The following is a 24,705-nucleotide window of genomic DNA, read 5'->3' as shown; positions in this document are numbered from 1 at the left end:
GTGGGAGGGTCGGTGAGATACCGGATTCTTGGTGCGCTGCACGTTCTGGGGCAGGACGGGCAGCCATGCGCGCTCGACCGGCGGCAGAGCCGGATCCTCGCGGTCCTGCTGCTCACGCCCAACCAGCTCGTCGGCCGCGACTACCTCATCGACGCGGTGTGGGACACCGCTCCGCCCGCCACCGCGCCCCGGCAGCTGCAGAACTGCATCTCCGCCCTGCGCCAGCGGCTCCCCGGCGGCGGGAACTGGAAGCACGTCATCGCCGCCGAGCCCGCCGGCTACCGGATCCGCCTCGACACGGGGCAGCTCGACGCCCAGGTCTTCGAGGCCGGTGTCGCCGACGCCCAGCAGCAGCAGGCGGCGGGGCGGATCGCCGACGCGGCGGCGAAGCTGCGCGACGCGCTCGCACTGTGGCAGGGGCCCGCGCTCGCGGGTCTCACCGGCCGCGCCATCGAGGCCGGCAGCGCCCGCCTCAACGAGCAGCGGCTCACCATCGTGGAGGACTGCCTCGACCTCGAGTTGCGCCAGGGCCGCCACCATCAGGTCGTCTCCGAGCTGATCGAGCTCGTCGCCGAGCATCCGCTGCGCGAGTTCATGGTCGGCCTGCTGATGCGCGCCCTGCACGGCTCGGGCCGCCAGAGCGAGGCGCTGCACGCCTACGACCTGCTGCGCCGTCGCCTCGACGACGAGCTCGGGCTCGACCCCGGTCCGCAACTGCAGGAGCTGCACGCAAGCATCCTGCGCAATGCCGTGCCGGTCGCCGCCGCGCCGCCCGCCGCCGTCACCGTCCCGGCGGCGACGGCCGGACCGACCGCCCTGCGGCAGCTCCCGGCCCCGGTGCGGCACTTCGTCGGCCGGGACGAGCCCCTCGCCGCGCTCGACCGCCTCGTCGACGCCACCGGCCGCGACGCGGTGGTGATCGCCGTCGTCCACGGCACCGGCGGCATCGGCAAGACCGCGCTCGCCGTGCGGTGGGCGCACCGGGCCGCCCCGGGATTCCCCGACGGCCAGCTCTTCGTCAACCTGCGCGGCTTCGACCCGACCCGGGAGCCGGTCACTCCTGCCGAGGCGATCCGGGGATTCCTCGACGCCTTCGCGATCCCCGCCGACCAGATCCCGCTCGGCCTCGACGCCCAGGCCAGCCTCTATCGCAGCCTGCTCGCCGAGCGCCGGATGCTGATCGTGCTCGACAACGCCCGCCACGTCGACCAGGTCCGGCCCCTGCTCCCCGGCAGCAGCGGCTGCCTCGTCGTCGTCACCAGCCGCAACCAGCTCACCGGCCTCGTCGCGGTCGAGGGCGCGCAGCCGATCACCCTGGACCTGCTCACCACCGACGAGGCGGGCCGCCTGCTCGCCGGGCACCTCGGCGAGGCGAGGGTCGCGGCCGAGCCGGGCGCCGTGGGCGAGCTCGTCTCCCGCTGCGCCCAGCTGCCGCTGGCCCTGGCGATCATCGCGGCCCGGGCCGCCGCGCACCCCACCTTCCCGCTCGCCACCTTCTCCGCCGAGCTCGCCGACGCCCAACGCCGCCTCGACGCGGTCGACGGCGGCGACCAGTTCAGCCAGGTCCGATCGGTCTTCTCCTGGTCCTACCAGCGGCTGCCGACCCGGGCCGCCGCGCTGTTCCGGCTGCTGGGACTGCACCGGGGCCCGGACATCACGGTGCCCGCCGCGGCGAGCCTCGCCGGGATCCCGGCCGGGCAGGCCCGGCAGCTGCTCACCGACCTGTCCCGGGCACACCTCGTCAGTGAGCACGCCACCGGCCGGTACGCCTTCCACGACCTGCTCAGCGCCTATGCCATGGAGCAGGCCGAGGCGAACGACACCGACACCGACCGGCGGCTCGCGGTGCGGCGGCTGCTCGGTTACGACCTCCACGCCGCCTCGGCAGCCGATGCGCTGGTGGCGCCGCACCGCCGGCGTACCCCCGGGTGGGGTGAAGCGGCGGCGGGTGAGGTGCCGGCGTTCGGCGACCACGACGAAGCGCTGGCCTGGTTCGAGGTGGAGCGGGGCAACCTGGTCGCGGCGGTCCGGCTCGCCTGGGAGCACCGCGAATACGAGATCGGCTGGCGCCTGGCCAACCTGCTGTGGGGCCTGTTCCACCTGGAGAAGCACTGGGACGACTGGATCGGCACCCACACGATCGGCCTCGCCTGCGCCCGGGGCTGCGCCGACCGGCGGGCGGAGTTCACGATGCTGAGCAGCCTGGGCACGGCTTATCGGGAGCGGGAGCAGTTCGCCGAGGCGACCCGCTGCCATCAGCAGGCGCTGCGGCTCAGCCGGGAGATCGGCGACCGGCACGGCGAGGCGCAGGCCCTCAACGGGCTCGGCGCGGTCTGCGGCGACCAGCACCAGTTGGCCGAGGCGCGGCGCTATCTGCTCGCCTCGCTGGAGATCCGGCGCCAGGTCGGTGACCGCTGGGGCGAGGCGATCACCATCTGCAACCTGGGCGAGGAGGACCTGCACGCCGGAGACCTGGAGTCCGCCCGCGAGCGCTTCCTGGAGGCGCTGGCGATCCGCCGGGAGATCGGCGACCGCTGGGGCGAGGCGACCGCGCTGAGCTACCTCGGCCAGGCGTGCCAGGCCGCCGGGGACCACGCCGAGGCGGCCCGCTCGCTCACCGAGGCGCTCATGATCCACCGGGAACTGCGCGCCTACTCCATGGAGGCCCTCGACCTGCACCACCTCGGTGTCGCCTTCGGCAGCCTCGGCGAGGCGCAGCGGAGCGCGGAGTCGCTGCGGGAGGCGCTCGCGATCTACCGGCGGCTCGGCATGGCCGCCGCCGTCGAGGTCGAGCTGCTCCTCGCCGAGGAGTGACCCGGCGGTCAGCCGCCCGCGAAGGCGAGGGCCGCGCCGAGGGCGACGAACGAGCCGGCGAAGATCCGGCGGATCCAGTTCATCACCCGGGGACGGGAGATGACGTGCGAGCGGACCACACCGGCGAACGCGCCGTACGCCACGAAGACGATGAACGTGAGCAGCATGAACACTCCGCTCAGCTCCAGCATCCGCAGCAGCGTGTCGGGCTCGCCCGCCTTCACGAACTGCGGCAGGAACGCCACGAAGAAGATGGTCAGCTTCGGGTTGAGCAGGTTGAGCAGGATGCCGGTGCCGATCACCTTCATCGACGACAGGGGAGCGGTCTGCTCGTCGACGACGATCGCCTCCTTGTCCTGCAGGGTGGCCCACGCCATGTAGAGCAGGTAGGCGACGCCGAGGTACTTCACGATCTGGAACGCCGTCGAGCTCGCGTTCAGCAGGGCCGCGAGACCGGTGATCGTCAGCGCCATGTGCGGCACGATCCCCAGGGTGCAGCCGACCGCGGCCACGATGCTCGCCTTGACACCGCGGGACAGGCCGGCCGCCAGCGTGTAGATCACGCCGGTGCCGGGCGTGAGAACGACGATGAGGCTGGTCAATAGAAACGCGATGCTCATGGGAGCCATCCTGCTGTCAGAATGGACCGATGAGTAGCGCCAAATCGGGCCAAGCTGACCGGTCCATATCCGCGGGGTCCGACTTCCTCCAGCTGAATGTCGCCGACGCGCCCGCCGGTCACCTCTCCGACTGGCTCGCCGAGCGCCTGCGGCTCGCCATCTCCGACGGTCGGATCCCACTGGGCGGACAGCTGCCCGCCAGCCGGATCCTCGCCGCCGAGCTGGGCGTGTCCCGTGGCGTCGTGACCGAGGCCTACCAGCGGTTGATCGACGACGGGCACGCCGCGGGCCGGGGCCGGGCCGGCACGGTGATCGTCGCCGCGCCGGTGTCCACAGTGGTCTCGGATGCCCGCGCCACCCTGCCGCCCGCGGCGGAGCTGTTCGCCGCGACGCCCCGCGACGACATCTTCGACGCGCTGCGCGAGGCGCCGGTGCCCTTCGACCTCACCCCGGGCATGCCGGACCTCGCGGCGTTCCCGCGGACGGCCTGGCTCCGCGCGGAGCGGGCCGTGTTCGGCCGCCTCTCGCCGACCGACCTCGGCTACGCCGACCCGCGCGGCACCCCGGCGCTGCGGCACGCGGTCGCGACCTGGCTGGCCCGGTTCCGGGGAATCCGGGTGGATCCGGCCGAGGTCGTCATCGTCGCCGGTGTGTCCCAGGCACTCGGGCTCGTCACGCAGGTGCTGCGCCAGGACGGGATCACCGCGATCGCCGTGGAGGACCCCGGGTCGCTCGGCGCCCGCCAGCACCTGCGCAACTGGCGGGTGCAGACGCCTCCGGTCCCGGTCGACGGGGCCGGGCTGAGGGTCGACGCCCTGAGCGCCACCGGCGTCGGCGCGGTGATGCTCACCCCGGCGCACCAGTTCCCGACCGGGGTCGTGCTCGACGGCGACCGCCGCCGCCAGCTGATCCGGTGGGGCGGCCTCGTCATCGAGGACGACTACGACGCCGAGCACCGCTATGACCGGGCCCCCGTGCCCGCCCTGTGGTCGATGATGCCCGAGCAGGTCTGCTATGCCGGCAGCGTCTCCAAGCTGCTCGCGCCGGCCCTGCGCCTGGGCTGGCTGCTCGCCCCGGCCCGGTACCGCGACGCGCTGGTGGCGGCGAAGCGCAACGCGGACCTCGGCAACGCCACCCTGCCGCAGCTGGTGCTCGCCGAGCTGATGTCGACCGGCGATCTGGAACGCCAGCTGCGCTTCCTGCGCCGCCGCCACGTCCAGCGCCGTGATGCCATGATCGACGCGATCCGGACCCACCTGCCCGGCGCCACCGTGCACGGAGCGGCGGCGGGCCTACACCTCATGGTGACCTTCGACGCCGACTTCTCCGACACGGAGCTCGCGGCCGCCGCGTTCGGGCGGGGGGTGAAGGTGCAGCCGCTCTCCTGGCACCGCCAGCTGCCGAGCCGGCCGGGCCTGGTCCTCGGCTACGCCGGGAACACGCCGGGCGACCTCCTCGGCGGCGTCGCCGCGCTCGGTGCGGTCCTGCGCGAATTTTGTTAACAAATTTTGAATGCCGTGAACAGGGCGTTGCTGGTCTGGAGGCTTCTAGCAGCTCAGGACGCCTTGTACTTTGCATATGGGTATGCAATTCTGTCGATGCAACTAATCCGGTGTGGATTTCACGGGGGAACTGTTATGCCGCTCAGCAGGCTGGAACGCCGGTGCCCGTCTCACGGCGGGAAGTGTCAGCTCGCCGGAGGTCCGCGATCAGTCCGGATCGGCGGGCTGCGGCGGCCCTGACGGCGATGTCGTTCTTCGACGACCGGATGTGATCGCGAAGGTCCCGCGCGATCCCGGCGAAGCGGCGGTCGGCATCGACATCGACGACACCCCTCAGTCCCATCGACTCGCCGAGTGCGGCTGGTAGCCGCCCGAACCCAACCGCGCACCGCATCGCGACCCAGCGGCCATCGTCGCCCGCGACCACCACACATCACACCCGACTGTGCCCTTGGCGTGCGCTGATTCCGCATGCCCATGACCTGATAAATCCACAATAATCGATGTCTGTGATCGATTTTGTCCGTGATCGATGTTTTGTTCGTGATCGATATAGAGGGAGGCATTTCGATGGATGGCGACACTGACACCGCGGCCCCGGTGATGATCGGCAACATGTTGCCCCAGTCGTGGGTCAGCCGCGTTGACCTTAAACTGATCGCCGACAGCGTGGGCACGCCGGTCTTCGTCTACAGCGAGGACCAGCTGCTGCGAAACGTCGGCCGGATCACGTCCGCGGCAGAGGCGGCCGGGCTCGCCGACCGGGTCGAGCTCTTCGTCCCGTTCTTCCCCAACTCGAACCCGCATGTCCTGCAGCCGCTCCAGGAGGCGGGCGTCGGCCTGCTGCTCCAGGTGCCCGGCGAGTACCGGATCCTGCGTCAGTTCGGGTTCGACAAGTTCATCGTGTCACCCGGCCACGTCGCCGACGAGGAGATCGACTTCTGGTCGGCGACGGGCTACCCGACCTTCCTGGGCAGCCTGAGCGAGGTGGAGCACGCGCTGCGTACCAACGCGCCGTCGATCAGTGCTCGGATCGACAGCCTCGACTCCGGCAAGCCCGGCATCAAGTACGGCGAGCTGGGCCGCCTGTCCGACCTGCTGAAGGAGTACGACCGGGACCTGGAGTGCTTCGAGGTCTACTGCGGCAGCGGCAACTCCCTCGATGAGATGAGCAAGATCATCGAGACCATGTTCGAGATCTTCAACACCCACTTCCCGACCTCGCGCTCCATCAACTTCGCCGGCGGCCACGGCTTCGTCTACGAGTCCTGGGACGAGACGGAGAAGCACTTCGACTGGGGCCGGTATTTCCTGACCATCCGGGATATCGCCGACCGGATGGGCGTACCCGAGCACGTGGCCTTCCTCTTCGAGCCGGCCCGCGACGTGCTCGCCGACACCGGCGTACTGCTGATGGGTGTCAAGCGCGACGTCATCACCAACCCGGTGTTCAGCCTGGTGGTGACCGACGGGTCCCGGATGCTGATGCCCTCGGCCCAGCTGCGGGACCGGCGGCACAACGTCGCCTTCCTCGACGCGGAGATGCGGGAGATCTGCGCGCGCAACACCACCGACGGCGTCTACGCCGCCGTGCGCGGCCGGACCATCCTGCGGCACGACTACATCCTGCCGGGGCACTACTGGGTTCCGACCGGCGTCGACGCCGAGAGCTACATGCTGGTGCTCGACGTCGGGGCCTACTGCGCCACCCAGCACATGGAGTTCCTCAACGTGCCGCCCGCCGCCGAGGTGCTGGTGAACACCGACGGATCGGCGCACCTCATCACGTCGCGCGGGGACGACCTCGACAAGTGGCGCAACCTGCTCGCGGTGAAGAAGGAGCTGAGCAAGTGACCCCCGAGGCCGAGCCCTTCGCGCTGTTCGGCGAGTGGCTGGCGGCGGCCGGCACGACCGAGGTCAACGACCCCAACGCCATGGCGGTGGCGACGGTCGACGCCGACGGCCTGCCGAACGTCCGGATGGTGCTGCTCAAGGACTTCGACATCGACGGCTTCGTCTTCTACACCAACACCCGGTCGGCGAAGGGCGGCGAGCTCGCCGACAACATGCGGGCGGCGGGCGTGCTGCACTGGAAGAGCGTGCGGCGGCAGGTGCGGTTCCGGGGCCCGGTCGAGGGGGTCACCGACGCCGAGGCCGACGCGTACTTCGCCTCCCGCGCCCGCGACAGCCGGATCGGTGCCTGGGCCAGCCAGCAGTCCCGGCCGCTGGCCGACCGGGCCGAGCTCGAGGCGGCGGTGGCCCGCGAGACCGCACGCTTCGGATCGGGCGAGGTGCCGCGCCCGGTGCACTGGACCGGCTTCCGGATCAGGCCGGTCTACCTGGAGTTCTGGACGGACATGCCGTTCCGGCTGCACGACCGGCTGGTCTACCGGCGGGACAAGCCCGAGGGCGACTGGAGCCGAGGCCTCCTCCATCCCTGAGCACGTCGCACCACCTCCGTTCACAGCAGAGTCCACAGCAGACAGGAGTCACATGGAGACCACCACCGACCTCGCCGTGCGCCCGGCCGATTCGACAGCGGGATTGGAGGCCGTGCGTGCCACCGTCGCCGACGCCTGCGGCCGAGCCGGGCGCGAGCTCGAGTCCGTGACGCTCGTCGCGGTCTCGAAGACGGTGCCGGTCGAAACCCTGGAGCTGGCCCTCAAGGCCGGGCAGCGGGTCTTCGGCGAGAACAGGGTCCAGGAGGCGAGGGCGAAGTGGCCCTCGCTCCGGGAGGGATGCCCTGATCTGGAACTGCACCTGCTCGGCCCGCTGCAGACCAACAAGGTCCGCGAGGCGGTCGAGCTGTTCGACGCCATCCAGTCGGTGGACCGGCCCGTCATCGCCGCGGCGCTGGCCAAGGAGTGCGCGAAGCAGGGCCGCCGGCCGAAGCTGTTCGTCCAGGTGAACACCGGGGCGGAGCCGCAGAAGGCCGGCATCCTGCCCGACGACGCCGACGGCTTCCTCGCCGAGTGCCGGGAGGCGTACGGGCTGGAGATCGCCGGTCTGATGTGCATCCCGCCGGTGGACGAGCAGCCGGAGCCGCACTTCACCCTGCTGGGCGAGATCGCCGCCCGCAACGGGCTCGCCCTGCTGTCGATGGGGATGAGCGCGGACTTCGCGCGGGCGGTGGAGTACGGTGCCACGCACGTCCGTGTCGGCACCGGGATCTTCGGCTACCGGCCACCCCTCAAGGCCGCCGGGTGACCCGGCCGGCCGGCTACGACATCCTCTTCGAGCCGCTGCGGATCGGCCCCGTCGTCGCGAAAAACCGGTTCTTCCAGGTGCCGCACTGCAACGGCATGGGGCGCGGTTACCCCAGCTCGATGGCGGCGATGCGGGGCATCAAGGCCGAGGGCGGCTGGGGGGTGGTCTGCACCGAGCAGTGCGACGTGCACTACTCCGGCAACCACCCCCGCGAGCTGCGGCTCTGGGACGACAAGGACGTGCCCTACCTGGCCCGGGCCACCGATCTCATCCACGAGCACGGCAGCCTCGCCGCGATCGAGCTCGCGCACAACGGCTTCCGGACCGGCAACCTGGAGAGCCGGGCGATCCCGCTCGCGCCGAGCCTCGCCCTCACCAGGGGCATCCAGCCGATCACGGCGCGGGCGATGGACAAGAGCGACATCCGGGCCGCCCGGCGCTGGCACCGCACGGCCGCGATCAACGCCAGGCGGGCCGGGTTCGACATCGTCTACGTCTACGCCGGGCACGACATGACCCTGCCGGTGCACTTCCTGTCGCGGCGATACAACCAGCGCACCGACGAGTACGGCGGGAGCCTGGAGAACCGGGTCCGGCTGCTGCGGGAGCTGATCGAGGACGCGAAGGAGGCGGTCGGCGACACCTGCGCGGTCGCGGTGCGGTTCGGCGTCGACGAGCTGATCGGCCCGAACGGCATCACCTCCGAGGACGAGGGCCGCGACGTGGTCGAGATGCTGGCGGAGCTGCCCGACCTGTGGGACGTGAACATCAGCAACTTCGACAACGACGGCCAGACGGCGCGGTTCAGCGCGGAGGGCTACCAGGAGCAGTACGTCAAGTTCGTGAAGTCCGCGACCACCAAGCCGGTCGTCGGAGTCGGCCGGTTCACCTCGCCGGACACGATGGTCGCCATGATCAAGGGCGGGACGCTGGACTTCATCGGCGCGGCCCGGCCCTCGATCGCCGACCCCTTCCTGCCCCGCAAGATCGAGGAGGGCCGGTTCGACGACATCCGCGAATGCATCGGCTGCAACATCTGCGTCGCCGGGGACAAGGCCAGCGTGCCGATGCGCTGCACCCAGAACCCGACCATGGGCGAGGAGTGGCGCCGGGGCTGGCACCCGGAGTTCATCCCTTCCAAGGACACCGACGACACGATCTTCATCATCGGGGCCGGTCCGGCCGGCCTGGAGGCGGCCCGAGCGCTCGGCCAGCGGGGTTACAGCGTGCTGCTCGCCGAGCGGGACCGCGAGCTGGGCGGCCGGGTCCGGCGGGAGAGCCTGCTGCCTGGCCTCGCCACCTGGGGGCGGGTCCGCGACTGGCGGCTCGGGCAGCTCAAACGGATGCGCAACGTCCAGCTGCTGCCGGGCAACGAGATCACCGCCGACGACGTCCTGCAGGCCGAGATGTCGCTGGTCGCGATCGCCACCGGCGCCCGGTGGCGATCCGACGGCATCGGCCGCCACCACAGCGCGCCGATCCCCGGGCTGGACTCGATCCCGGTCTTCACCCCCGACGACATCATGGCCGGTCGGCTGCCGTCCGGCCGGGTCGTGGTCTTCGACGACGACCACTACTACATGGCCGGGGTGATCACCGAGCTGCTGGTCGCGAAGGGCTGCGAGGTCACCTTCGTCACGCCGGAGAGCCTGGTCTCGGCGTTCACCCAGTTCACCACCGAGCAGCGCCGGATTCAGCGCCGAATCATCGAGCTCTGCGCGGCGGTGCGCACCTCCACCGGGCTGCGCGGGACGGATCCGGGAGTGGCCCACCTCGCCTGCGCCTACACCGGGCGCGAGACGGAGGTCGCCGCCGACGCGATCGTGCTCGTCACCGGCTCCGTGCCGCGCGACGAGCTCTACCACGAACTCCAGGCCCATGGCGCGACGGCGCTGACCGAGGCCGGGATCCGTCGGGTCGTCCGGGTGGGCGACTGCCTGGGACCCGGGATCATCGCGGCCGCCGTCTACAGCGGACACCTGTTCGCCCGCACCCTGGACACCGATCTCACCGACTGGACCCCGTACCGGCGCGAGAACGTCGAGCTCGACTGGGACCAGCCGTTACCGCAAGGAGCGTCCCATGGATGAGTTGAAGCCCATGATCGCCAAGGTGGCGACCGGCGCGGCGCTGACCCGCGAGGAGGCGGCGCTCGCCTTCGAGCACATCATGGCCGGTCAGGCGACCCCCTCGCAGATGGGCGCGCTGGTGATGGCGATGCGCGTCCGGGGCGAGACGATCGACGAGATCACCGGCGCGGTGGTCGCGATGCGGGCCAAGATGCGCGGCGTCCAGGCACCGCCGGACGCGATGGACATCCTGGGGACCGGGGGTGACGGCTCGGGCTCCTACAACATCTCCACCTGCGCGGCCTTCATCGTCGCCGGTGCCGGCGTGACCGTCGCCAAGCAGGGGAACCGGGCCCTGTCGTCCCGGTGCGGCGCGGCCGACGTGCTCACCGCCCTCGGCGTGCGGATCGATCTGGATCCCGAGCAGGTGGGCCGCTGCGTCGCCGAGGCCGGGATCGGCTTCATGTTCGCCCCCGGCCACCACCCGGCGACCATGCACGTCGCCAAGACCCGGGTGGAGCTCGGCACGCGCACCATCTTCAACCTGCTCGGCCCGCTGACCAACCCGGCCGGGGTCCGGCGGCACCTGGTCGGGGTCTACGCCCGGGAGTGGGTCGAGCCGATCGCCGAGGTGCTGCGCAACCTCGGCTCGCTGCGCGCCTACGTGGTGCACGGCGCCGACGGGCTGGACGAGATCAGCACCACCGGCCCGACGACCATCGCCGAGCTGGACAACGGCATGATCAGGACGTTCGAGGTGACCCCGGAGGAGGTGGGCCTGCCCCGGGTCGCCCCGGCTGCGCTGCGGGGCGGCGACTCGCAGCACAACGCGGCCGCGCTGCTCGGTGTCCTGGACAATGTGCACAGTCCCTACCGGGACATCGCGTCCTTCAACGCCGCCGCGGCGCTCGTGGTCGCGGGCCGGGCCGGTGATCTCTCCGAGGGCATCAAGATCGCCGTCGAGTCGATCGAGTCCGGCGGGGCCAGGAACGCGCTCCATAGACTGATCACCGTGTCGAACGCGTGACCTCGCGAAACGGAGAGTGAGATGGCGGATATCCTCAGCAAGATCGAGGGGTACAAGCGGGAGGAGATCGCCGCGGCGAAGCGGGATCGCCCGCTGGCCTCGCTGGCCGAAGACGCCCGGGCGGCCTCACCCCCGCGCGGGTTCCTCGCCGCGATCGAGCGCCGGCTCGACCAGGGCGGCTACGCGCTGATCGCCGAGATCAAGAAGGCCAGCCCGTCGAAGGGGCTGATCCGCCCGGACTACGACCCGGCGGCCCACGCCCGGGCGTACGAGGAGGGCGGAGCGGTCTGCCTGTCGGTGCTGACCGACACGCCGTCCTTCCAGGGCGGGCCCGCGGACCTGGCGGCGGCGCGAGCGGCGTGCTCGCTGCCGGTGCTGCGCAAGGACTTCCTCTTCGACCCCTACCAGGTGGTCGAGGCGAGGGCCTGGGGAGCCGACTGCGTGCTGCTCATCCTGGCCGCGATCGACGACGCGACCGCCGCCGACCTGGAGCAGACGGCGTTCGACCACGGCATGGACGTGATCATCGAGGTCCACGACGAGGCGGAGCTGGAGCGGGCGCTGCGGCTGCGGTCGCGGCTGATCGGCATCAACAACCGCAACCTGAAGACGTTCGAGACCACGCTCGCCACCAGCGAGTCGCTGGCGCCGAGGGTCCCGGCCGGGCGGGTGATCGTCGGTGAGAGCGGCATCGCCGAGACCAAGGACCTGGTGCGCCTCGGCGAGGTGGGCATCTCGACCTTCCTCGTCGGCGAGAGCCTGATGCGTCAGCCGGACGTCGAGGCGGCGACCAGGTCACTGCTCGGCGGCTGAGCGGGCGGTCGCGACGAAAAGGCGGATCAGGCCGTGGTCCTTCACTCCCCGGGTCGACTCGACCCCGCTGGAGACGTCGACTCCCCACGGCCGGGCGGCGGTGACGGCCTCGGCGACGTTGTCCGGCCGCAGGCCACCGGCGAGCAGCCACCGCCCCTGCGGCCGGGCCGCACCGAGCAGGGACAGGTCCCAGCGCTCGCCGGAGCCCGCGACCGGGGAGTCGAGCAGGAGCAGCTCCTCGCCGTAGGCGCCGACACGGACATCCGTGTCGGCGCCGAGGGTGGTGGCCCGGATCAGCCGGAAGGGCAGCCCGGCCAGCTCCTCGAACGCCGAGCGCGGGTAGTCGCCGTGCAGCTGCAGGGCCGCCACCCCGGCCGCCAGTGCCAGCCGCGCGGCCTCGGCCGCCGGGATTCCACTGACGACTCCCACGGTGAGCACCTCCGGCGGGACCGCGGCGGCCAGCAGCCGTGCCTCGCCGGGCTCGACCCGCCGGACGCTGTCGGTCAGCACGAATCCGATCGCGTCGGCGCCGGCGTCGACCGCCGTCGCGACGTCGCCCTCGGTACGGACACCACACACCTTCACGAACATGCGCTGACCCTAATACCCGGGTCGTCATGGCGTGGTTGGTACCCTTTTGGAACGCGCCGGTTACATGCCGCTACATCGACGGGCATGACATATTTCCACCTAGGACAGCAGGGTCGTGCGATGTATTTTCAGCATTCGAATGAGATCTGGACCGACTTCCCGGAGCTCGTGCCCGGCGTGCTGCACGTCGAGGGGATCACCGCCGAGGCGGCCACGGACGAGCCGATCGCCAGGTTCAACGCGATCGCGCAGTCCCGCCTCGCCACCGCCTCGGAGAGCGAGCTGCCCGAGATCCAGGCCTGGCGCCGGACGTTCGCCAAGATGGGCCTGAAGCCCACGCAGTACCGGTGCGCCTCGGAGTCGCTGCTGCGCCGGTTCAAGAAGGAGGGGTCGCTGCCGCCGATCCATCCGCTGATCGACATCTGCAACGCGATCTCGCTGGCGTACGCCATCCCGATCGCGGTGTTCGACACCTCCTCGATCAAGGGGCACATCGAGGTGCGGTACGCGACCGGCGAGGAGACCTACCTGACCTTCTCCGGCGAGGTGGAGAACCCGGAGCCCCGCGAGGTGATCTTCGCCGACGAGGCCGGCCAGGCACACGCCCGGCGCTGGACCAACCGGCAGAGCGGCCTGTCCGCCATCCGGAGCACGACGAGGTCCGCCCTGATCGTCTCCGAGGCCCTGCACGAGTCGGCCTTCTCCGACGTCCAGCAGCTCATCGCCACGGTCGCCGACGAGCTCAACGCGGCCTGGTCGGTGGTGCCGAAGACCACCGTGCTGAGCCAGTCCGCGCCGCGTTTCGACTTCTGAGCGGCCCGGGCCGAGCCGGGTGCTGCCCCGCCTGATCGCCACCGATTTCGACGGCACCCTCACCGACGGCACCGGGCGGGTGCCGTCGCGGACGACGGCGCTGCTCGCCCGGCTCGGCTCGATGGGCATCCCGGTGGTCGTCGCCACCGGCCGGTGCCTCGGCGGCCTCGCCCCGGTCCTCGCGGCGGTGCCCACGGATGCACCGGTGGTCTGCGGCAACGGCGCTCTCGTGATCGACCCGGTGACCGGTCGGACCCTGGCGGAGTGGCTGATCCCGCCCGCCACCCTCGCCGAGCAGACCGACCGGCTCCGGGCCCGGCTGCCCGGGCTGCGCTTCGGCGCCGAGCGCGAGGCCGAGTTCGTGCACGAGGCCGGCTACCCGGCGCCGGCCCACGGTCCGCGGCGGCAGATCCGCGAGGTGTCGACGGCAGAGCTCGTCTCCCTGCCGGTGCCGAAGCTCGTCGCCCGGTGGCCGGGCGAGCCCGACGCCGACCACCACGAGCTGATCGGGGCGACCGTCGCCGGGCAGCTCAACGCCAGCTACTCCGGAACCTACGGGCTGGCGGAGCTGTCGGCCCCGCACGTCACCAAGGCGAGCGGGCTGGCCTGGGTCGCGGCGCGGCTGGGCGTGGCGCCCGGCGACGTGATCGCCTTCGGTGACATGCCCAACGACCTGCCGATGCTGCGGTGGGCCGGGCAGGGCGTCGCGGTCGCGTGGGCGCATCCGGCGGTGCTCGACGAGATGACGACCCGCACGCCGGACGGCGGGGTCGCGGCCTACCTGACCGCCATGCTGGAGAACACGCCCTGAGCGAGCACGTGTCCCGTCCCACAGCACGGCGCGTTGCCGCAGCTCCGCCGAGGGGGCAGGCTCGGACGGGTGCGGACAGTTGCGGGGAAGACCGACCACGTCGTGGTCATCGGTGCCGGGCTCGGCGGGCTCTCGGCCGCCCTGCACCTGCGCGGCGCGGGCCGATCGGTCACCGTGCTCGAACGCGCCGACCGGCCCGGCGGCCGGGCGGGCCGGTTGGAGCTCGACGGGTTCCGCTTCGACACCGGCCCGACCGTGCTGACGATGCCGCACCTGATCGACGACGCGCTCGCGGCGGTGGGGGAGCGCCGCGAGGAGTGGCTGACCCTGCACCGGCTCGACCCGGCCTACCGCGCGCACTACGCCGATGGCTCCACACTGGACGTCCACTGCGAGCCGCAGCGGATGGCGGCCGAGGTCGAGCGCCTCTGCGGGCCCCGTGAAGCGCAGGGCTACCTGCGCTTCGCCGCCTTCACCGAGGCGCTCTACCGCACCTCGATGCGCGACTTCATCGACCGCAACGTCGACTCCCCGCTCGACCTGGTGCGCCTCAACCTCGTCAGGCTCGTCGCGATGGGCGGCTTCCGGCGGATGGCGCCCAAGGTCGGCCAGTTCTTCACCGACGAGCGGCTGCGCCGGATCTTCTCCTTCCAGGCCCTCTACGTCGGCCTCTCGCCGCAGCAGGCGCTCGCGCTCTACCTGATCGTCAGCTACATGGACACCGTCGCGGGCGTCTACTTCCCCGAGGGCGGCATGCACTCCATCGGCGTCGCGATGGCCGGTGCGGCGGCGAAGCACGGCGTCGACGTGCGCCTCGGCACCGGAGCCGAGCACCTCGAGCTGCGCGGTGACCAAGTGGTCGCGGTCGTCACGAGCACCGGCGAGCGGATCCCCGCCGACGCGGTGGTCGTCAACGCCGACCTCCCCGCCGCCTACGACCTCCTGCCCGAGCGGCTGCGACCGGCTCGGCCCGGGCGCCTGCGCGCGGCGCCGTCGTGCGTTCTCCTCCATCTGGGTACGCGTGGCGAAACCTCCCACCACACCGCGCACCACAACCTGCACTTCGGCACCGCCTGGCGGCAGATCTTCACCGAGCTGATCGATGACGGCCAGCTGATGAGCGACCCGTCCCTGCTCGTCACCCAGCCGACCCGGACCGATCCGGCGCTCGCCCCCGACGGCGGCTCGACCTTCTACGTGCTGGCTCCCGTCCCCAATCTCGCCGTCGGCCGCCAGGATTGGTCCACCCTCGCCCCCGCCTACCAGGAGCGGCTGCTGGCGACGCTGGAGGAGCGCGGCTATGCCGGTCTGGGGGCGAGCGTGCGGACGAGCCGGATCATCACCCCGCTGGACTGGCAGCGGGACGGGTTGGTGAGCGGCACGCCCTTCTCCTTCGCGCACAGCTTCGGCCAGACCGGCCCGTTCCGCCCGCCGAACCTGCTGCCGGGGGTGGCCAACCTGGTGCTCGCCGGGTGCGGCACGGTGCCGGGGGTCGGGGTGCCGATGGTGCTGATCTCCGGGCGGCTCGCCGCACAGCGGATCACCGGCTAGGTGCGCGCCCCCAGACGGCGAGGTGCGCGAAGGAGGTGTCGAGAAAGGAAGGATCGGCGAAGAGCGCCATGCCCTCGGCGTACTCCCGCTCGGTGATCGTGCCGTGCGCGAGCATCATCGGCCTGATCCGCTCCAGCGTGGAGACGAGCGCGACCTCCATGGTGCTGCCGCCACCACCGACCAGCAGCGGGGTGTGGATGAGGCCGAGCTCGACGAGGCCTGCCGCGGCGAAGGCGAGCGGCAGCCGGCGGGGCGAGCGGATGTCGGAGCCCATCACCTGGGCGGTGCAGTCGTCGAAGGCCTGCACCAGCCGTCGCATCGCCGGGTAGGGGCAGTTCTCCAGCCCGAAGACGCAGGGATCGTCGACGACCAGCCAGCCGCCCGGGACCAGCGCGCGGGCCAGCCGGGCGATGATCGCGTCCCGATCGCCGAGGTGCACCAGCACCGCCCGCCCGTGGATCAGGTCGAAGGCCGCCTCGGGCAGCGGATCGGTGAGCAGGTCGAGCACCTGCGTGGTGATGTTGGGCGCGCCGCCGGTGTCGAGCAGGGTGACGTCGACGTCGGTGGCGAGCACCGAACCGGCCGGGCAGCGGTTGGCGAGCCAGCGGGCGATCGAGCCGCCACCGCCGCCGATCTCCAGGCAGCGCCAGTCCGGGCGCGGGCGCAGCCCTTCGAGGGCGGTGACGGTGAGCGGATCCAGCATCAGCTCCAGCGAGCGCAGGCGGGTCGCCTCGCTGGGGTGGGCGTGGCTGAGGGGGCTGCCGCTGTAGCGGTCGGTCGGCACGGGTTTGCTTCTCATCGGGAAAGGGCGCGGTCGATGGCGTCGAGCGAGGCGTCGGGGACCCAGGAGCCGTGGAAGCCGACCGGGACGCGGATCGGCAGGCGGATGCGGGCGATCGGCGGTGCCGTGAACTCCGGCGCGTCGAGGATGACCAGCTCGCTGCGGTCGGTCGTGCGGTCGTAGACGAAGCTGAGCAGCCAGCCCTCGTCCTCGCCGGGCCCCGACGCGACGAAGACCGCCTCCCCGGGGACGGTTGCGGGGCCGAGGTCGCTCTCGCTGACGGAGCCGTCGCGCAGGTCGCGCTTGAGCAGCGCGCCCGGCTCGCGCACGCCGCTGGGGTCGGGAAACGCCAGGGTGTACGCCCACCGGTGGTCCCTGCCCTGGAGCCGGCCGTCGATGCCGGGGATATCCTCGTCCCGGTCGTCGAGCTGCTCCTCGGCCACCGAGCCGCTGCGCAGGTCGACGCGGTACTCCCAGAGCACTGAACTGCGGTCGAAGGGCCGGGCCTGCCCCGGTTCGAAGAGCCGCTCGTAACGGCAGGTGCGCAGCACGATCGCCTCGCCGTCCTCGTAGGCGTTGACCAGGTGGAACGAGAACCCGGGCGCGACCTCGAACCACCGGACCGCGCCGCCGCCGTCGCGGGGCAGCACCCCGATCCGGTTGGCCCGGCGCGGATCCCAGGCGAAGGGCGCCTGCCCGGTGATCGCGCCGATGATGCGGAAGACGACCGGGCTGTCGAGGAACAGGACGAACCGGGGTGTCAGCGCCATGTCGTGCACGAGCGGCCGGCCCGTCACCTCGATCCGCTGCACCGTCCGGGCCCGGGCGTCGCCGTCGAGCACGATGTACTCCAGGAAGGGCAGCAGCGGGGAGTAGGCGATGGCGTGCAGCTCGCCGGTGACCGGGTCGCGCCGGGGGTGCGCCGAATACCCGTGCGGCAGCGTCCCGCCGAGATCGGTGTATTCGACGGTCTCCAGCGTGGACGACAGCCGGACCGGGGTGCAGCCCGCCTCGACCAGGCCCAGCAGCAGGTCACCGTGGGCGACCACGTTGGTGTTCACCACGTCCCGCAGCGAGTGCCGCGGCCCCGGCGGGCGGGGACCGGGGGCGGCCCGACGGGCCGATCGGGACCGGATGAAGCGGCTGCGGTACCACTCGGCCCGGCCGCCGCGCAGCCGTACGCCGTGCAGCATCCCCTCGCCGGTGAAGTCGGGCACGTTGCCCTCACCGCGCCGGGCCCGGCGCAGCATGTTGGGGCCGTTGCGGACGAAGAGCCCGTCGAGCTCCGCCGGGATCGTGCCGTGCACCGGCAGGTCCAGCGCCGTCGTCTCCCGATCCACCGGTGCGAAGGCCCCGTGCAGGTAGGGCCGGTCGATCGGGTCCATGCGAACCTCCCAGGCTGCCACCGCGTGCCCCGACCGTATGGCCGCCCGCGGGCATGGCCAAGGCCTCGTTCCGCCTGGCGGCACAGCCGGTGGCCCGTCGGCTGCCACCGATGCACGCTGCGAGGATGCCCACCTCCCCGCAGGCGTCCGGCATCGCGTCCCTCGGCAGCGACTGGACGCTGACGGCGGCATACGAGCGCTGCCGCCTGCTGCACGCGCACCACGGCCGCACCTACTACCTGGCGACGATGCTGCTGCCCCGCTGGAAGCGACGGCACATCCACGCCCTCTACGCCCTCACCCGATACGCCGACGAACTCGTCGACGACGTCACGGTCTCGGCCGACGCGGCGCAGCGGCGCCGGGTGCTGACCAGCTTCGCCGCCGACTTCGCCGCCGCGCTCGCGGGGGAGCCCTGCCACCACCCGATCCTCACCGCCGTGGTGCACACGATCCACGCGTTCGGCATCCCCCGCGCCGACTTCGACAGCTTCTTCGCGTCGATGGCGATGGACACCGAGCGCGACGGCTACGACACCTACGACGACCTCCTCTCCTACATGGAGGGATCGGCGGCGGTGATCGGCACGATGACCCTGCCCGTGCTGGAGGCCGCCGATCCGGCCGCCGCCCGCGAACCGGCCCGGCAGCTCGGCTTCGCCTTCCAGCTCACCAACTTCATCCGCGATGTCGGCGAGGACCTCGGCCGCGGGCGTGTCTACCTGCCCCGCGAGGACCTGCGCGCCCACGGGCTCACGGCGGCCGACCTCGCCGCGCGGCGCCACCCCGCCGCCGTCGCCGAGCTGCTCCGCTTCGAGATCGCCCGCGCCCGCGAGCACTACCGGCTCGCCGAGCCCGGCATCGCGATGCTCGCCGCGTCGTCGCGCCCCTGCGTGCGGACCGCCTTCCGCCTCTACGGCGACATCCTCGGCCGGGTCGAGGCGGCCGGCTACGACATCCTGGACCGGCGTGTCAGCGTCCCGCTGCCGCGCCGGCTCACCGTGGCGGCGGGGGCAGCCCTCGCCGGCCGGGCCGCGGTCCGGTCCGAGCTCGCCGGGGCACGGGCAACCCCGGCGATCAACCCCATGGCGGGTACGCCATGAGCTACGCCGCCTTCCTCTGCTGGTTCGTCGCGCCCACCACCCTGTGCGGGCTGATCGTCGTCGCCGGGTCGCCGTCGCGGGCGCGGCTGGTGATCGCGGGGCTGATCGCCGTCGCCCTCGCCTACACCACGCCGTGGGACAGCTGGCTGATCCGCAACGGGGTCTGGGGCTACCCGCCCGACGGGGTGCTGGGACGGTTCCTCCTCGTCCCCTACGAGGAGTACCTCTTCATGGTCGGGATGACGATCACCACCGGCGGATGGGCGTTGTGGCTGGTGGGGCGCTGGCGGCGTACCCATGGGGAGGCCGGGAGTCCCGCGCTGGGTGCGGTGGCGTGGCTGCTCGTGGCCGGCGCGGCCGTGGTCGTGCATGTGGTGGAGCCGAGGATGTTCTACGCGACCGCGATCCTCGCCTGGTTCGCGCCCGCGCTCGCGGCGCAGACCGCCTTCGGCGGGCGGCGGCTGCGCGCGGCCCGGCGGCTGCGGCTGCTCGCCGTGGCGGTGCCGACGGCGTGGTTCTGGATCGCGGACCAGGTGGCGCTCAGCCTGGGCTCATGGTGGATCAGCACCCGGCACACGACCGGCCTGCACGTCGCCGCTGTGCCGATCGAGGAGGCGCTGTTCTTCCTGATGGTCAACGTGGTCGTCGTCAACGCCGTCGTGCTGCTCGCGACGGCCCGCCCGCAACCGTCCGAACCGGAGGTGAACGCGGAATCCGTCACTGTCCATGTGGCATAGCCGGGTTCGGACGCGGGTGCTAACGTCCTGATCTCTATCGGTGGAAACGTGAGGATCGGGCCGTGCGGTCTGTTCGTGGATTCATCGCCCTGCTCGCCGGGGCCGCAGCGCTGTCGTTCCCCCTCGCAGCCCAGGCCGCGAACGGTTACGCCGCCGATCTGTCGCCGGAGACCCGGACCGGGCACGCACCCCTGGGCGCCGTCGCCGTCGTCGAGGTGGCGATCCACAACTACGGCCCCAACACCACCGAGTCCGACACGGTCGCCGTCGAGATCGTCGCGCCCGGCGGCACGGTCTTCGGCCCGGATCTGGAGCAGCGGGTGACGACCGGCATGTGCCAGGTGGCGGTGGCGCACAAGCACATGACCTGCAAGGTCGAGGGCGAGCTGCACCCCGACGGCAAGGGCCCGGGCAGCGACCCGGGACCGATCTGGGGCACGTTCGACTTCACCGTCCAGGCGTGCACGACTCCGGGCAAGGTCCGCGCGGTCTACAAGCACGAGTCCAAGCCCGGCAACAACACGGCTCCGCTCACCGTCACGGTGGACGGCATCATCCCCTGCACCAGGACCTCGCCACCGGTCTCGACGCCGTCCGCAAAGCCGTCCGCCTCGGCCTCCGTCAAGGCGACCGCGAGCGCCTCCGCCTCGGCCTCGCCGTCCGCTGCGGCGTCGGCGTCGGCGACCGAGGGGCCCGTGGAGTCGGACTTCCCCGTGGTGCCGGGCGGCGGTGCGGGCGGTCCGGACCGCATCCTGTCGACGGGTGGGGGCATCGACTCGGCCGGCATCCTCAGCATGGGGCTGATCATCGGCGGTGCGGCGCTCCTGGTGCTGCTCGTGCTGGTCGCCGCCGTCGTCTCCCTGCGCGGCCGCGGCCGCGACGAGATCGCGCCACCGGCCCTCTGACCTTAAGCACGGGCCCGTTCGAGCACTTCTTCGGTCGTCAACGCGCTGTTGGGATGATGGCTGAGGCACATCGGCGTCGCTAGCTTCTGAAAGGCCAGGCCCTCGCCGACGGCGTAGAACTGGCCTGCGCTCAGCCGCGAGATGTCCAGCACATTGCTGGCCTTGGCACTGGCCATCTCCTTTGCCGCCGCGATCTGTGCTTGGCTGTTGAGGAAGCCGTAGAACTGGGTCGCCGCATTGCCGACGATTCGATTGTGGATGCCTCGCGGCGCCTGCGTTGCAAAGATCATCCCTAGGCCGTACTTGCGAGCCTGGCTCGCCAGCGCCAGCGTGCTTTCGGTGCAGGCGGTCATCGCGCCGGACGGAGCGAGGGTCTGAGCCTCGTCCATCACGAACAACCCGCCGAGCGGTCTGTCGCCGGCGGGATGCTGCTTGATCCAGGCGAAGAGCGCCATCTGGAGCTGGTTGACGAAGCTCTGGCGCTGTTCGTTGGTGGGAAGGCCGACGAGGCTGATCACAGAGATCCGGGCTCGTCGGCCGGGCGAGGGTGTCAGCAGTATCCCCGGATCAAGGGGTACGCCTGAGCCGCCGAAGAGCGGATCATTGATCATCGCTGCGGTGAGAGTCTGGCCCATGTCATGAGCGAGTTCGGCGGCTTTGCTCAGCGATGTCACGTCATCAGGCAGCTCAGCGAGCAGATCCACGAACCCGGTCAGTCGAGACCCGCCTCGCCTGGCGTAGTAGGACATCGCTTCTCGTAACACAGCTTTGCCCCGGTCCATCTTCGCGGTGTTGCCGCCCATCCGGGCCCCGGGGCGCCAGTGCGGCGACGGCGGTGTCGAGCGCCAGCTCGAACTCGTCGGGATCGTCCATCACGGCGCTGAAGTCCGGCAACGGCTGCAGGCTCAGCGGCCGCCCGGACTCTCGGCGCGGCGTCCAGACGACGACGTCGGTGCCGTTGAGGTAGTCCTTGGCCCGTTGCTCGTCACCGATGCCCCAGGAGGCCGGTGCCTCCGGCCATGGATCGCCGAGGCGGGCCAGGTCGTTGTTGGGGTCGAGGGCGATGGTGGACACGCCGCGAAGAGCGCACTCCTCGATCAAGCGCCGGATCAGCACGGTCTTTCCCGAACCCGATCCGGCGAAGATGACGGCGTGTTTTCGCAGCGAGAGCAGGGATACCCGGACCTGTGAGCCGTCCTTGAACGACGACCCGATCGCGAGACTCTCCTCGTCGCTGAGCGTGTCCGTGCCGGGTTGTTCCTGTGGGTGTCCGGATGAGGGACCGCCGGGGTCGGTCGGCGGGTCGGTGACCACGTCTCCACTTCCGGACTGCGGGCCGAAGACATCTGTGAAGAGCGTGGTGCGGCTCGCCGGGCGAGCCGAGGCAAGCCACGCGTCCAGCAGCGGATCGGCCTCCCTCAGCATCGTCCCGAGCGCGCTGAACGTCTTGAGATCATCAACAGAAATTCCATGGTGCACGCCACCCTCGGCCAGGAATTCGTCGACGCGCAACTTGGTCACCGGTCCACGTGGCCAATCCCCGTTGCGTAATAGGATGGCTTTGCGCTGCGGAGCTGCCGGATCGAGACTGACGAAACGGCGGACCCGTTCGATGCGTGGCCGCACTGCAGCGTGATGTGTGCTGGCAAGTCCTCGGAAATACCAGAACACACAGTCGTCGGACGCCTCGTCGATCGTCTCCTTCAGCATCGCGTGCACGGTCGTGCTACCGCCCGGACTGATCTTGACGTCGTAGCGGTCCGTGTCGCCGCCCTGTTCGCGAACATAGGCGCTGAGACCAGCGACCAGGATCTCCGGTAGATCACGGTCCTCCGAGGCTGCGACCAGTGCGCTGTCGACCTGTACTTGCTTTTTCAGGTCACTCAGGCGGGCTTCGAACGCGGCTGCCTGCTCGGTCGAGACGACCGCGACCTTCTTCTCCAGCGGGATGACCGAGTCGCTGAGATCCGTCAGGATGCTCACCTTGTCGGCGTTGAGGCAGTCGCGAATGTGCCGGTCGACACGCTGCAATAGCAGACGCGGGGTGTAGTCCTGCGCGTCGTCGAACGCTTCTGGTGCGATGGGCCAGGTGGGGAAGGGCGGCTTGAAGCCGGCGGCGGCGAACCGAGGCGCGAAGCGGGTGCGGATGAGGTTCTCTCCCACACTTGGTGAGGGGATTCTGCTCAGTCGGCTCTCTTGGCGGAAACGATCCGTTGTCGACTCCAACGCATGGTTGCGAATTAGGGTCCAAGTGGTAGGTAGGCACGCCACGACGATGACCGTGCGCGACAACAATTCTCGAGCGCTCATGAGTCCATTGCCGACATCCTCGGCGAGTTGAATCTTTTCGGATGACTCGGACCCTGCTCCACGCAGGTGAAAGCTGGTGGTCGAGCGGCGGGCGTGCGCGAAGACCGGGTCGATCTGATCGACGGCGAGAACGCACGGGCCTGTTAGCGTGAGGAGCTGGGAGATCTCCTGGAGGGTCTCCTGAGGCTTTTTGGGCTCCCGTAGAAGGCCCCAACTCGCCCAGCTGTCCTCCGACTCCCGGTCGCTGCGTGAGATGAGGAAAGCTTCGCCGAGATCTTGCAGGTCGGGCTTAGCGGATCCGAAGAGCACGAGCGCGCGGAGAGTGAACTGACAATTCTTGCCTATCCTAGGGTCCTTCGCACGGACCTTTTCGACGAATCTGCCCAGGCCCTCCACGGTGAGCGCTGCGCGTCCTGTGACTTGGGCCCGCAGATCGATCGAGACGTCGGCCCGCTCGGCCAGTCCGTCCAACAGCATCGTCAGCTGATCGCGATGACGGTCGGCTGGGCGCATGAGACCACCGAGATACGCCTGTACCAACGTGTCCCAGAAGCCGCGGCCGTGCGGCATTCCGAGCAGGAAGAAGTAGCCGGCTCGCCGCTGGACCTGTTCGCGTATCCAACTCAGCATGTGGGTCTTGCCTGAGCCATGCTGACCTTCGATGACCACCCCGACTGGCATGGAGACGCTGTTTACCTCAGCCTGATCGAAAGCTGCGAAAACTGCCCTCGTGACGTCGGGGTTGAGGCCATCCACATGGGCAGGCGGCGACGACCATACGTCTTCGCCTGTTGGTGACCACTCGGGGCGGAGGGCGGCCAGTGTGCGCCTCTCGTCGTCGTTCACGCGCGGCCAATCGTGATCAGGTGCTTGTCTTCACCGCCGATGGAGATTGCCGCCTCATGAGCCTCCGGCGGCAGCGCCTTGCGGTTGGGGTCCGGCTCCAGTTGGATGGTCCGCTGGCGATCCATGGCCTTGAGTACGCGGTCGAGATCTGCCTTCGAGATGTCGGCCAGGCTGTCCCGCAGATGCACGAGGCTGACCAGATCACCGGGCCGCTTCGCCAGCTTCGAGTAGGCGTCGAGTACCCGATCCTCTGGTGCTCGGTCGTCGATCGCGGGGACCTCGTCGCCAATATCGGAAGCGGAGAAGACCTGCTCTACCGTGAGGTTCTTCTCGGTCATCAGCCGGTCCATCCTGCCGAGCACCCCGTAGAGCAGCAGCGCCCAGGCGACCGCTCCGCTGCTGGTCGGTGGAGGCGTCGTCATCTCCGTGCGTCCGCGCTCCCATCCGGACTTGGTAAGCGTGTGGTACATGGTCTGCTTCGTACCTTTCTCCGTGCCTTTCTGCGCGGTGATAAATCCCGCCTTGATCAGTGCTTCGCGCGCCGGTTTGCCGATCTCAAGGCTGAATCGCGTCTTGAGGACCGGGTTTGTCGCTTCCCCTTCGAGGAGGAGCAGTCCTATCAGGGACTGCCGCGCATTGGGGCTGAGCTGGATCTCCGACATGTGGGGTGTCTCCGAAGGCTCGAAGCCGCCGACTGATCGATCGGCGGGAGGGTGACGTACGGGATATTTGCGCCAGGCTATGTTCGCTGAGTACCGCCGAGTACGGCAGTCGATGAACGTTTCTTATTTATGTACATTTGGCCTATAAACCAGCATTG

General features: G+C 70.6%; 21 protein-coding genes. 14 read left to right on the top strand and 7 right to left on the bottom strand.

The genetic code is table 11. The features are described from left to right. Nucleotides 1-12: 12 nt before the first annotated feature. Entirely contained in the window at nt 13-2,814 is a 2,802-nt protein-coding gene (locus F4553_RS10430) for an AfsR/SARP family transcriptional regulator (protein WP_184834911.1), read from the top strand. Nucleotides 2,815-2,822: 8 nt separating this feature from the next. On the opposite strand, the gene F4553_RS10425 is transcribed toward F4553_RS10430, so the two are convergent. Continuing rightward, nucleotides 2,823-3,434 carry a LysE family translocator gene (locus F4553_RS10425; RefSeq protein WP_184834909.1) on the bottom strand — a complete coding sequence of 204 codons (612 nt, stop codon included), beginning with the start codon at nt 3,432-3,434 and terminating at the stop codon, nt 2,823-2,825. A 29-nt stretch (nt 3,435-3,463) separates the two neighbouring features. On the opposite strand from F4553_RS10425, the gene pdxR reads away from it, so the two are divergent. From pdxR to trpC, 7 genes are all read left to right on the top strand, one after another. Next, nucleotides 3,464-4,936 carry a MocR-like pyridoxine biosynthesis transcription factor PdxR gene (pdxR, locus tag F4553_RS10420; RefSeq protein ID WP_184834907.1) on the top strand — a complete coding sequence of 491 codons (1,473 nt, stop codon included), beginning with the start codon at nt 3,464-3,466 and terminating at the stop codon, nt 4,934-4,936. A gap of 570 nt (nt 4,937-5,506) precedes the next feature. Next, nucleotides 5,507-6,790 carry a diaminopimelate decarboxylase gene (locus F4553_RS10415; RefSeq protein WP_184834905.1) on the top strand — a complete coding sequence of 428 codons (1,284 nt, stop codon included), beginning with the start codon at nt 5,507-5,509 and terminating at the stop codon, nt 6,788-6,790. After that, the gene (gene pdxH, locus F4553_RS10410; RefSeq protein ID WP_184834903.1) at nt 6,787-7,377 is read left to right on the top strand and encodes a pyridoxamine 5'-phosphate oxidase; all 591 of its coding nucleotides are present in this window, start codon (nt 6,787-6,789) and stop codon (nt 7,375-7,377) included. The genes F4553_RS10415 and pdxH overlap by 4 nt, the downstream gene beginning before the upstream one ends. A 52-nt stretch (nt 7,378-7,429) precedes the next feature. Continuing rightward, nucleotides 7,430-8,143, top strand: coding sequence for a YggS family pyridoxal phosphate-dependent enzyme (locus F4553_RS10405; RefSeq protein ID WP_184834901.1), 714 nt, complete (start codon nt 7,430-7,432; stop codon nt 8,141-8,143). Further along, nucleotides 8,140-10,233: an oxidoreductase gene (locus F4553_RS10400; RefSeq protein WP_312875152.1), complete on the top strand. Its 2,094-nt coding sequence runs from the start codon at nt 8,140-8,142 to the stop codon at nt 10,231-10,233. Before F4553_RS10405 ends, F4553_RS10400 begins: the two co-directional genes overlap by 4 nt. Next, the gene (gene trpD / locus F4553_RS10395; protein WP_184834898.1) at nt 10,226-11,239 is read left to right on the top strand and encodes an anthranilate phosphoribosyltransferase; all 1,014 of its coding nucleotides are present in this window, start codon (nt 10,226-10,228) and stop codon (nt 11,237-11,239) included. The genes F4553_RS10400 and trpD overlap by 8 nt, the downstream gene beginning before the upstream one ends. Nucleotides 11,240-11,260: 21 nt before the next feature. Continuing rightward, the gene (gene trpC, locus F4553_RS10390) at nt 11,261-12,052 is read left to right on the top strand and encodes an indole-3-glycerol phosphate synthase TrpC (protein WP_184834896.1); all 792 of its coding nucleotides are present in this window, start codon (nt 11,261-11,263) and stop codon (nt 12,050-12,052) included. On the opposite strand, the gene F4553_RS10385 is transcribed toward trpC, so the two are convergent. Continuing rightward, nucleotides 12,035-12,643, bottom strand: a complete 609-nt coding sequence (locus F4553_RS10385) for a phosphoribosylanthranilate isomerase (RefSeq protein ID WP_184834894.1) — start codon at nt 12,641-12,643, stop codon at nt 12,035-12,037. The genes trpC and F4553_RS10385 overlap by 18 nt on opposite strands. Nucleotides 12,644-12,763: 120 nt before the next feature. Between F4553_RS10385 and F4553_RS10380 the strand changes: the two genes are divergently transcribed. The 3 genes from F4553_RS10380 (at nt 12,764) to crtI (ending at nt 15,818) form a co-directional block, all read left to right on the top strand. Beyond that, nucleotides 12,764-13,456, top strand: a complete 693-nt coding sequence (locus F4553_RS10380) for a B3/B4 domain-containing protein (protein WP_184834893.1) — start codon at nt 12,764-12,766, stop codon at nt 13,454-13,456. Nucleotides 13,457-13,475: 19 nt separating this feature from the next. Further along, nucleotides 13,476-14,267 (top strand): HAD family hydrolase, encoded by a 792-nt coding sequence (locus F4553_RS10375; RefSeq protein WP_184834891.1) that lies wholly within the window; start codon nt 13,476-13,478, stop codon nt 14,265-14,267. A 69-nt stretch (nt 14,268-14,336) separates the two neighbouring features. Next, nucleotides 14,337-15,818: a phytoene desaturase family protein gene (gene crtI, locus F4553_RS10370; protein ID WP_184834889.1), complete on the top strand. Its 1,482-nt coding sequence runs from the start codon at nt 14,337-14,339 to the stop codon at nt 15,816-15,818. Here crtI and F4553_RS10365 read toward each other — a convergent pair. Both F4553_RS10365 and F4553_RS10360 read right to left on the bottom strand, forming a co-directional pair. Then, nucleotides 15,808-16,617, bottom strand: a complete 810-nt coding sequence (locus tag F4553_RS10365) for a class I SAM-dependent methyltransferase (protein WP_184834887.1) — start codon at nt 16,615-16,617, stop codon at nt 15,808-15,810. The genes crtI and F4553_RS10365 overlap by 11 nt on opposite strands. After that, entirely contained in the window at nt 16,614-17,984 is a 1,371-nt protein-coding gene (locus F4553_RS10360) for a carotenoid oxygenase family protein (protein WP_184834885.1), read from the bottom strand. The genes F4553_RS10365 and F4553_RS10360 overlap by 4 nt, the downstream gene beginning before the upstream one ends. A gap of 125 nt (nt 17,985-18,109) precedes the next feature. Between F4553_RS10360 and F4553_RS10355 the strand changes: the two genes are divergently transcribed. From F4553_RS10355 to F4553_RS10345, 3 genes are all read left to right on the top strand, one after another. After that, on the top strand, nt 18,110-19,087 hold the full coding sequence (locus F4553_RS10355) for a phytoene/squalene synthase family protein (RefSeq protein ID WP_184834883.1): 978 nt from the start codon (nt 18,110-18,112) through the stop codon (nt 19,085-19,087). Beyond that, entirely contained in the window at nt 19,084-19,824 is a 741-nt protein-coding gene (locus F4553_RS10350) for a lycopene cyclase domain-containing protein (RefSeq protein ID WP_184834877.1), read from the top strand. Before F4553_RS10355 ends, F4553_RS10350 begins: the two co-directional genes overlap by 4 nt. Nucleotides 19,825-19,886: 62 nt before the next feature. Next, nucleotides 19,887-20,729, top strand: coding sequence for a hypothetical protein (locus F4553_RS10345; RefSeq protein ID WP_184834875.1), 843 nt, complete (start codon nt 19,887-19,889; stop codon nt 20,727-20,729). Between the two features lie 2 nt (nt 20,730-20,731). Here the strand turns inward: F4553_RS10345 and F4553_RS40105 are convergent, their stop codons facing one another. Genes F4553_RS40105 through F4553_RS10335 form a run of 3 tightly spaced genes read right to left on the bottom strand, consistent with a single transcriptional unit; the run spans nt 20,732 to nt 24,547 of the window. Beyond that, nucleotides 20,732-21,433 carry an ATP-binding protein gene (locus F4553_RS40105; RefSeq protein WP_221469845.1) on the bottom strand — a complete coding sequence of 234 codons (702 nt, stop codon included), beginning with the start codon at nt 21,431-21,433 and terminating at the stop codon, nt 20,732-20,734. Further along, nucleotides 21,417-23,885 carry a helicase HerA domain-containing protein gene (locus F4553_RS42340; protein WP_221469844.1) on the bottom strand — a complete coding sequence of 823 codons (2,469 nt, stop codon included), beginning with the start codon at nt 23,883-23,885 and terminating at the stop codon, nt 21,417-21,419. Before F4553_RS42340 ends, F4553_RS40105 begins: the two co-directional genes overlap by 17 nt. Next, on the bottom strand, nt 23,882-24,547 hold the full coding sequence (locus F4553_RS10335) for a hypothetical protein (protein WP_184834873.1): 666 nt from the start codon (nt 24,545-24,547) through the stop codon (nt 23,882-23,884). The genes F4553_RS42340 and F4553_RS10335 overlap by 4 nt, the downstream gene beginning before the upstream one ends. Nucleotides 24,548-24,705: the final 158 nt, after the last annotated feature.

The sequence above is a fragment of the Allocatelliglobosispora scoriae genome, assembly GCF_014204945.1.
GTDB lineage: Bacteria > Actinomycetota > Actinomycetes > Mycobacteriales > Micromonosporaceae > Allocatelliglobosispora > Allocatelliglobosispora scoriae.
This window is presented reverse-complemented; position numbering and strand designations above follow the sequence as displayed.

Coding starts and splice junctions, on each gene's coding strand:
- F4553_RS10425 (WP_184834909.1), bottom strand. CDS start 3,434: ATGAGCATCGCGTTTCTATTGACCAGCCTCATCGTCGTTCTCACGCCC.
- pdxR (WP_184834907.1), top strand. CDS start 3,464: ATGAGTAGCGCCAAATCGGGCCAAGCTGACCGGTCCATATCCGCGGGG.
- F4553_RS10415 (WP_184834905.1), top strand. CDS start 5,507: ATGGATGGCGACACTGACACCGCGGCCCCGGTGATGATCGGCAACATG.
- F4553_RS10405 (WP_184834901.1), top strand. CDS start 7,430: ATGGAGACCACCACCGACCTCGCCGTGCGCCCGGCCGATTCGACAGCG.
- trpD (WP_184834898.1), top strand. CDS start 10,226: ATGGATGAGTTGAAGCCCATGATCGCCAAGGTGGCGACCGGCGCGGCG.
- trpC (WP_184834896.1), top strand. CDS start 11,261: ATGGCGGATATCCTCAGCAAGATCGAGGGGTACAAGCGGGAGGAGATC.
- F4553_RS10385 (WP_184834894.1), bottom strand. CDS start 12,643: ATGTTCGTGAAGGTGTGTGGTGTCCGTACCGAGGGCGACGTCGCGACG.
- F4553_RS10380 (WP_184834893.1), top strand. CDS start 12,764: ATGTATTTTCAGCATTCGAATGAGATCTGGACCGACTTCCCGGAGCTC.
- F4553_RS10365 (WP_184834887.1), bottom strand. CDS start 16,617: ATGAGAAGCAAACCCGTGCCGACCGACCGCTACAGCGGCAGCCCCCTC.
- F4553_RS10360 (WP_184834885.1), bottom strand. CDS start 17,984: ATGGACCCGATCGACCGGCCCTACCTGCACGGGGCCTTCGCACCGGTG.
- F4553_RS10355 (WP_184834883.1), top strand. CDS start 18,110: ATGCCCACCTCCCCGCAGGCGTCCGGCATCGCGTCCCTCGGCAGCGAC.
- F4553_RS10350 (WP_184834877.1), top strand. CDS start 19,084: ATGAGCTACGCCGCCTTCCTCTGCTGGTTCGTCGCGCCCACCACCCTG.
- F4553_RS10335 (WP_184834873.1), bottom strand. CDS start 24,547: ATGTCGGAGATCCAGCTCAGCCCCAATGCGCGGCAGTCCCTGATAGGA.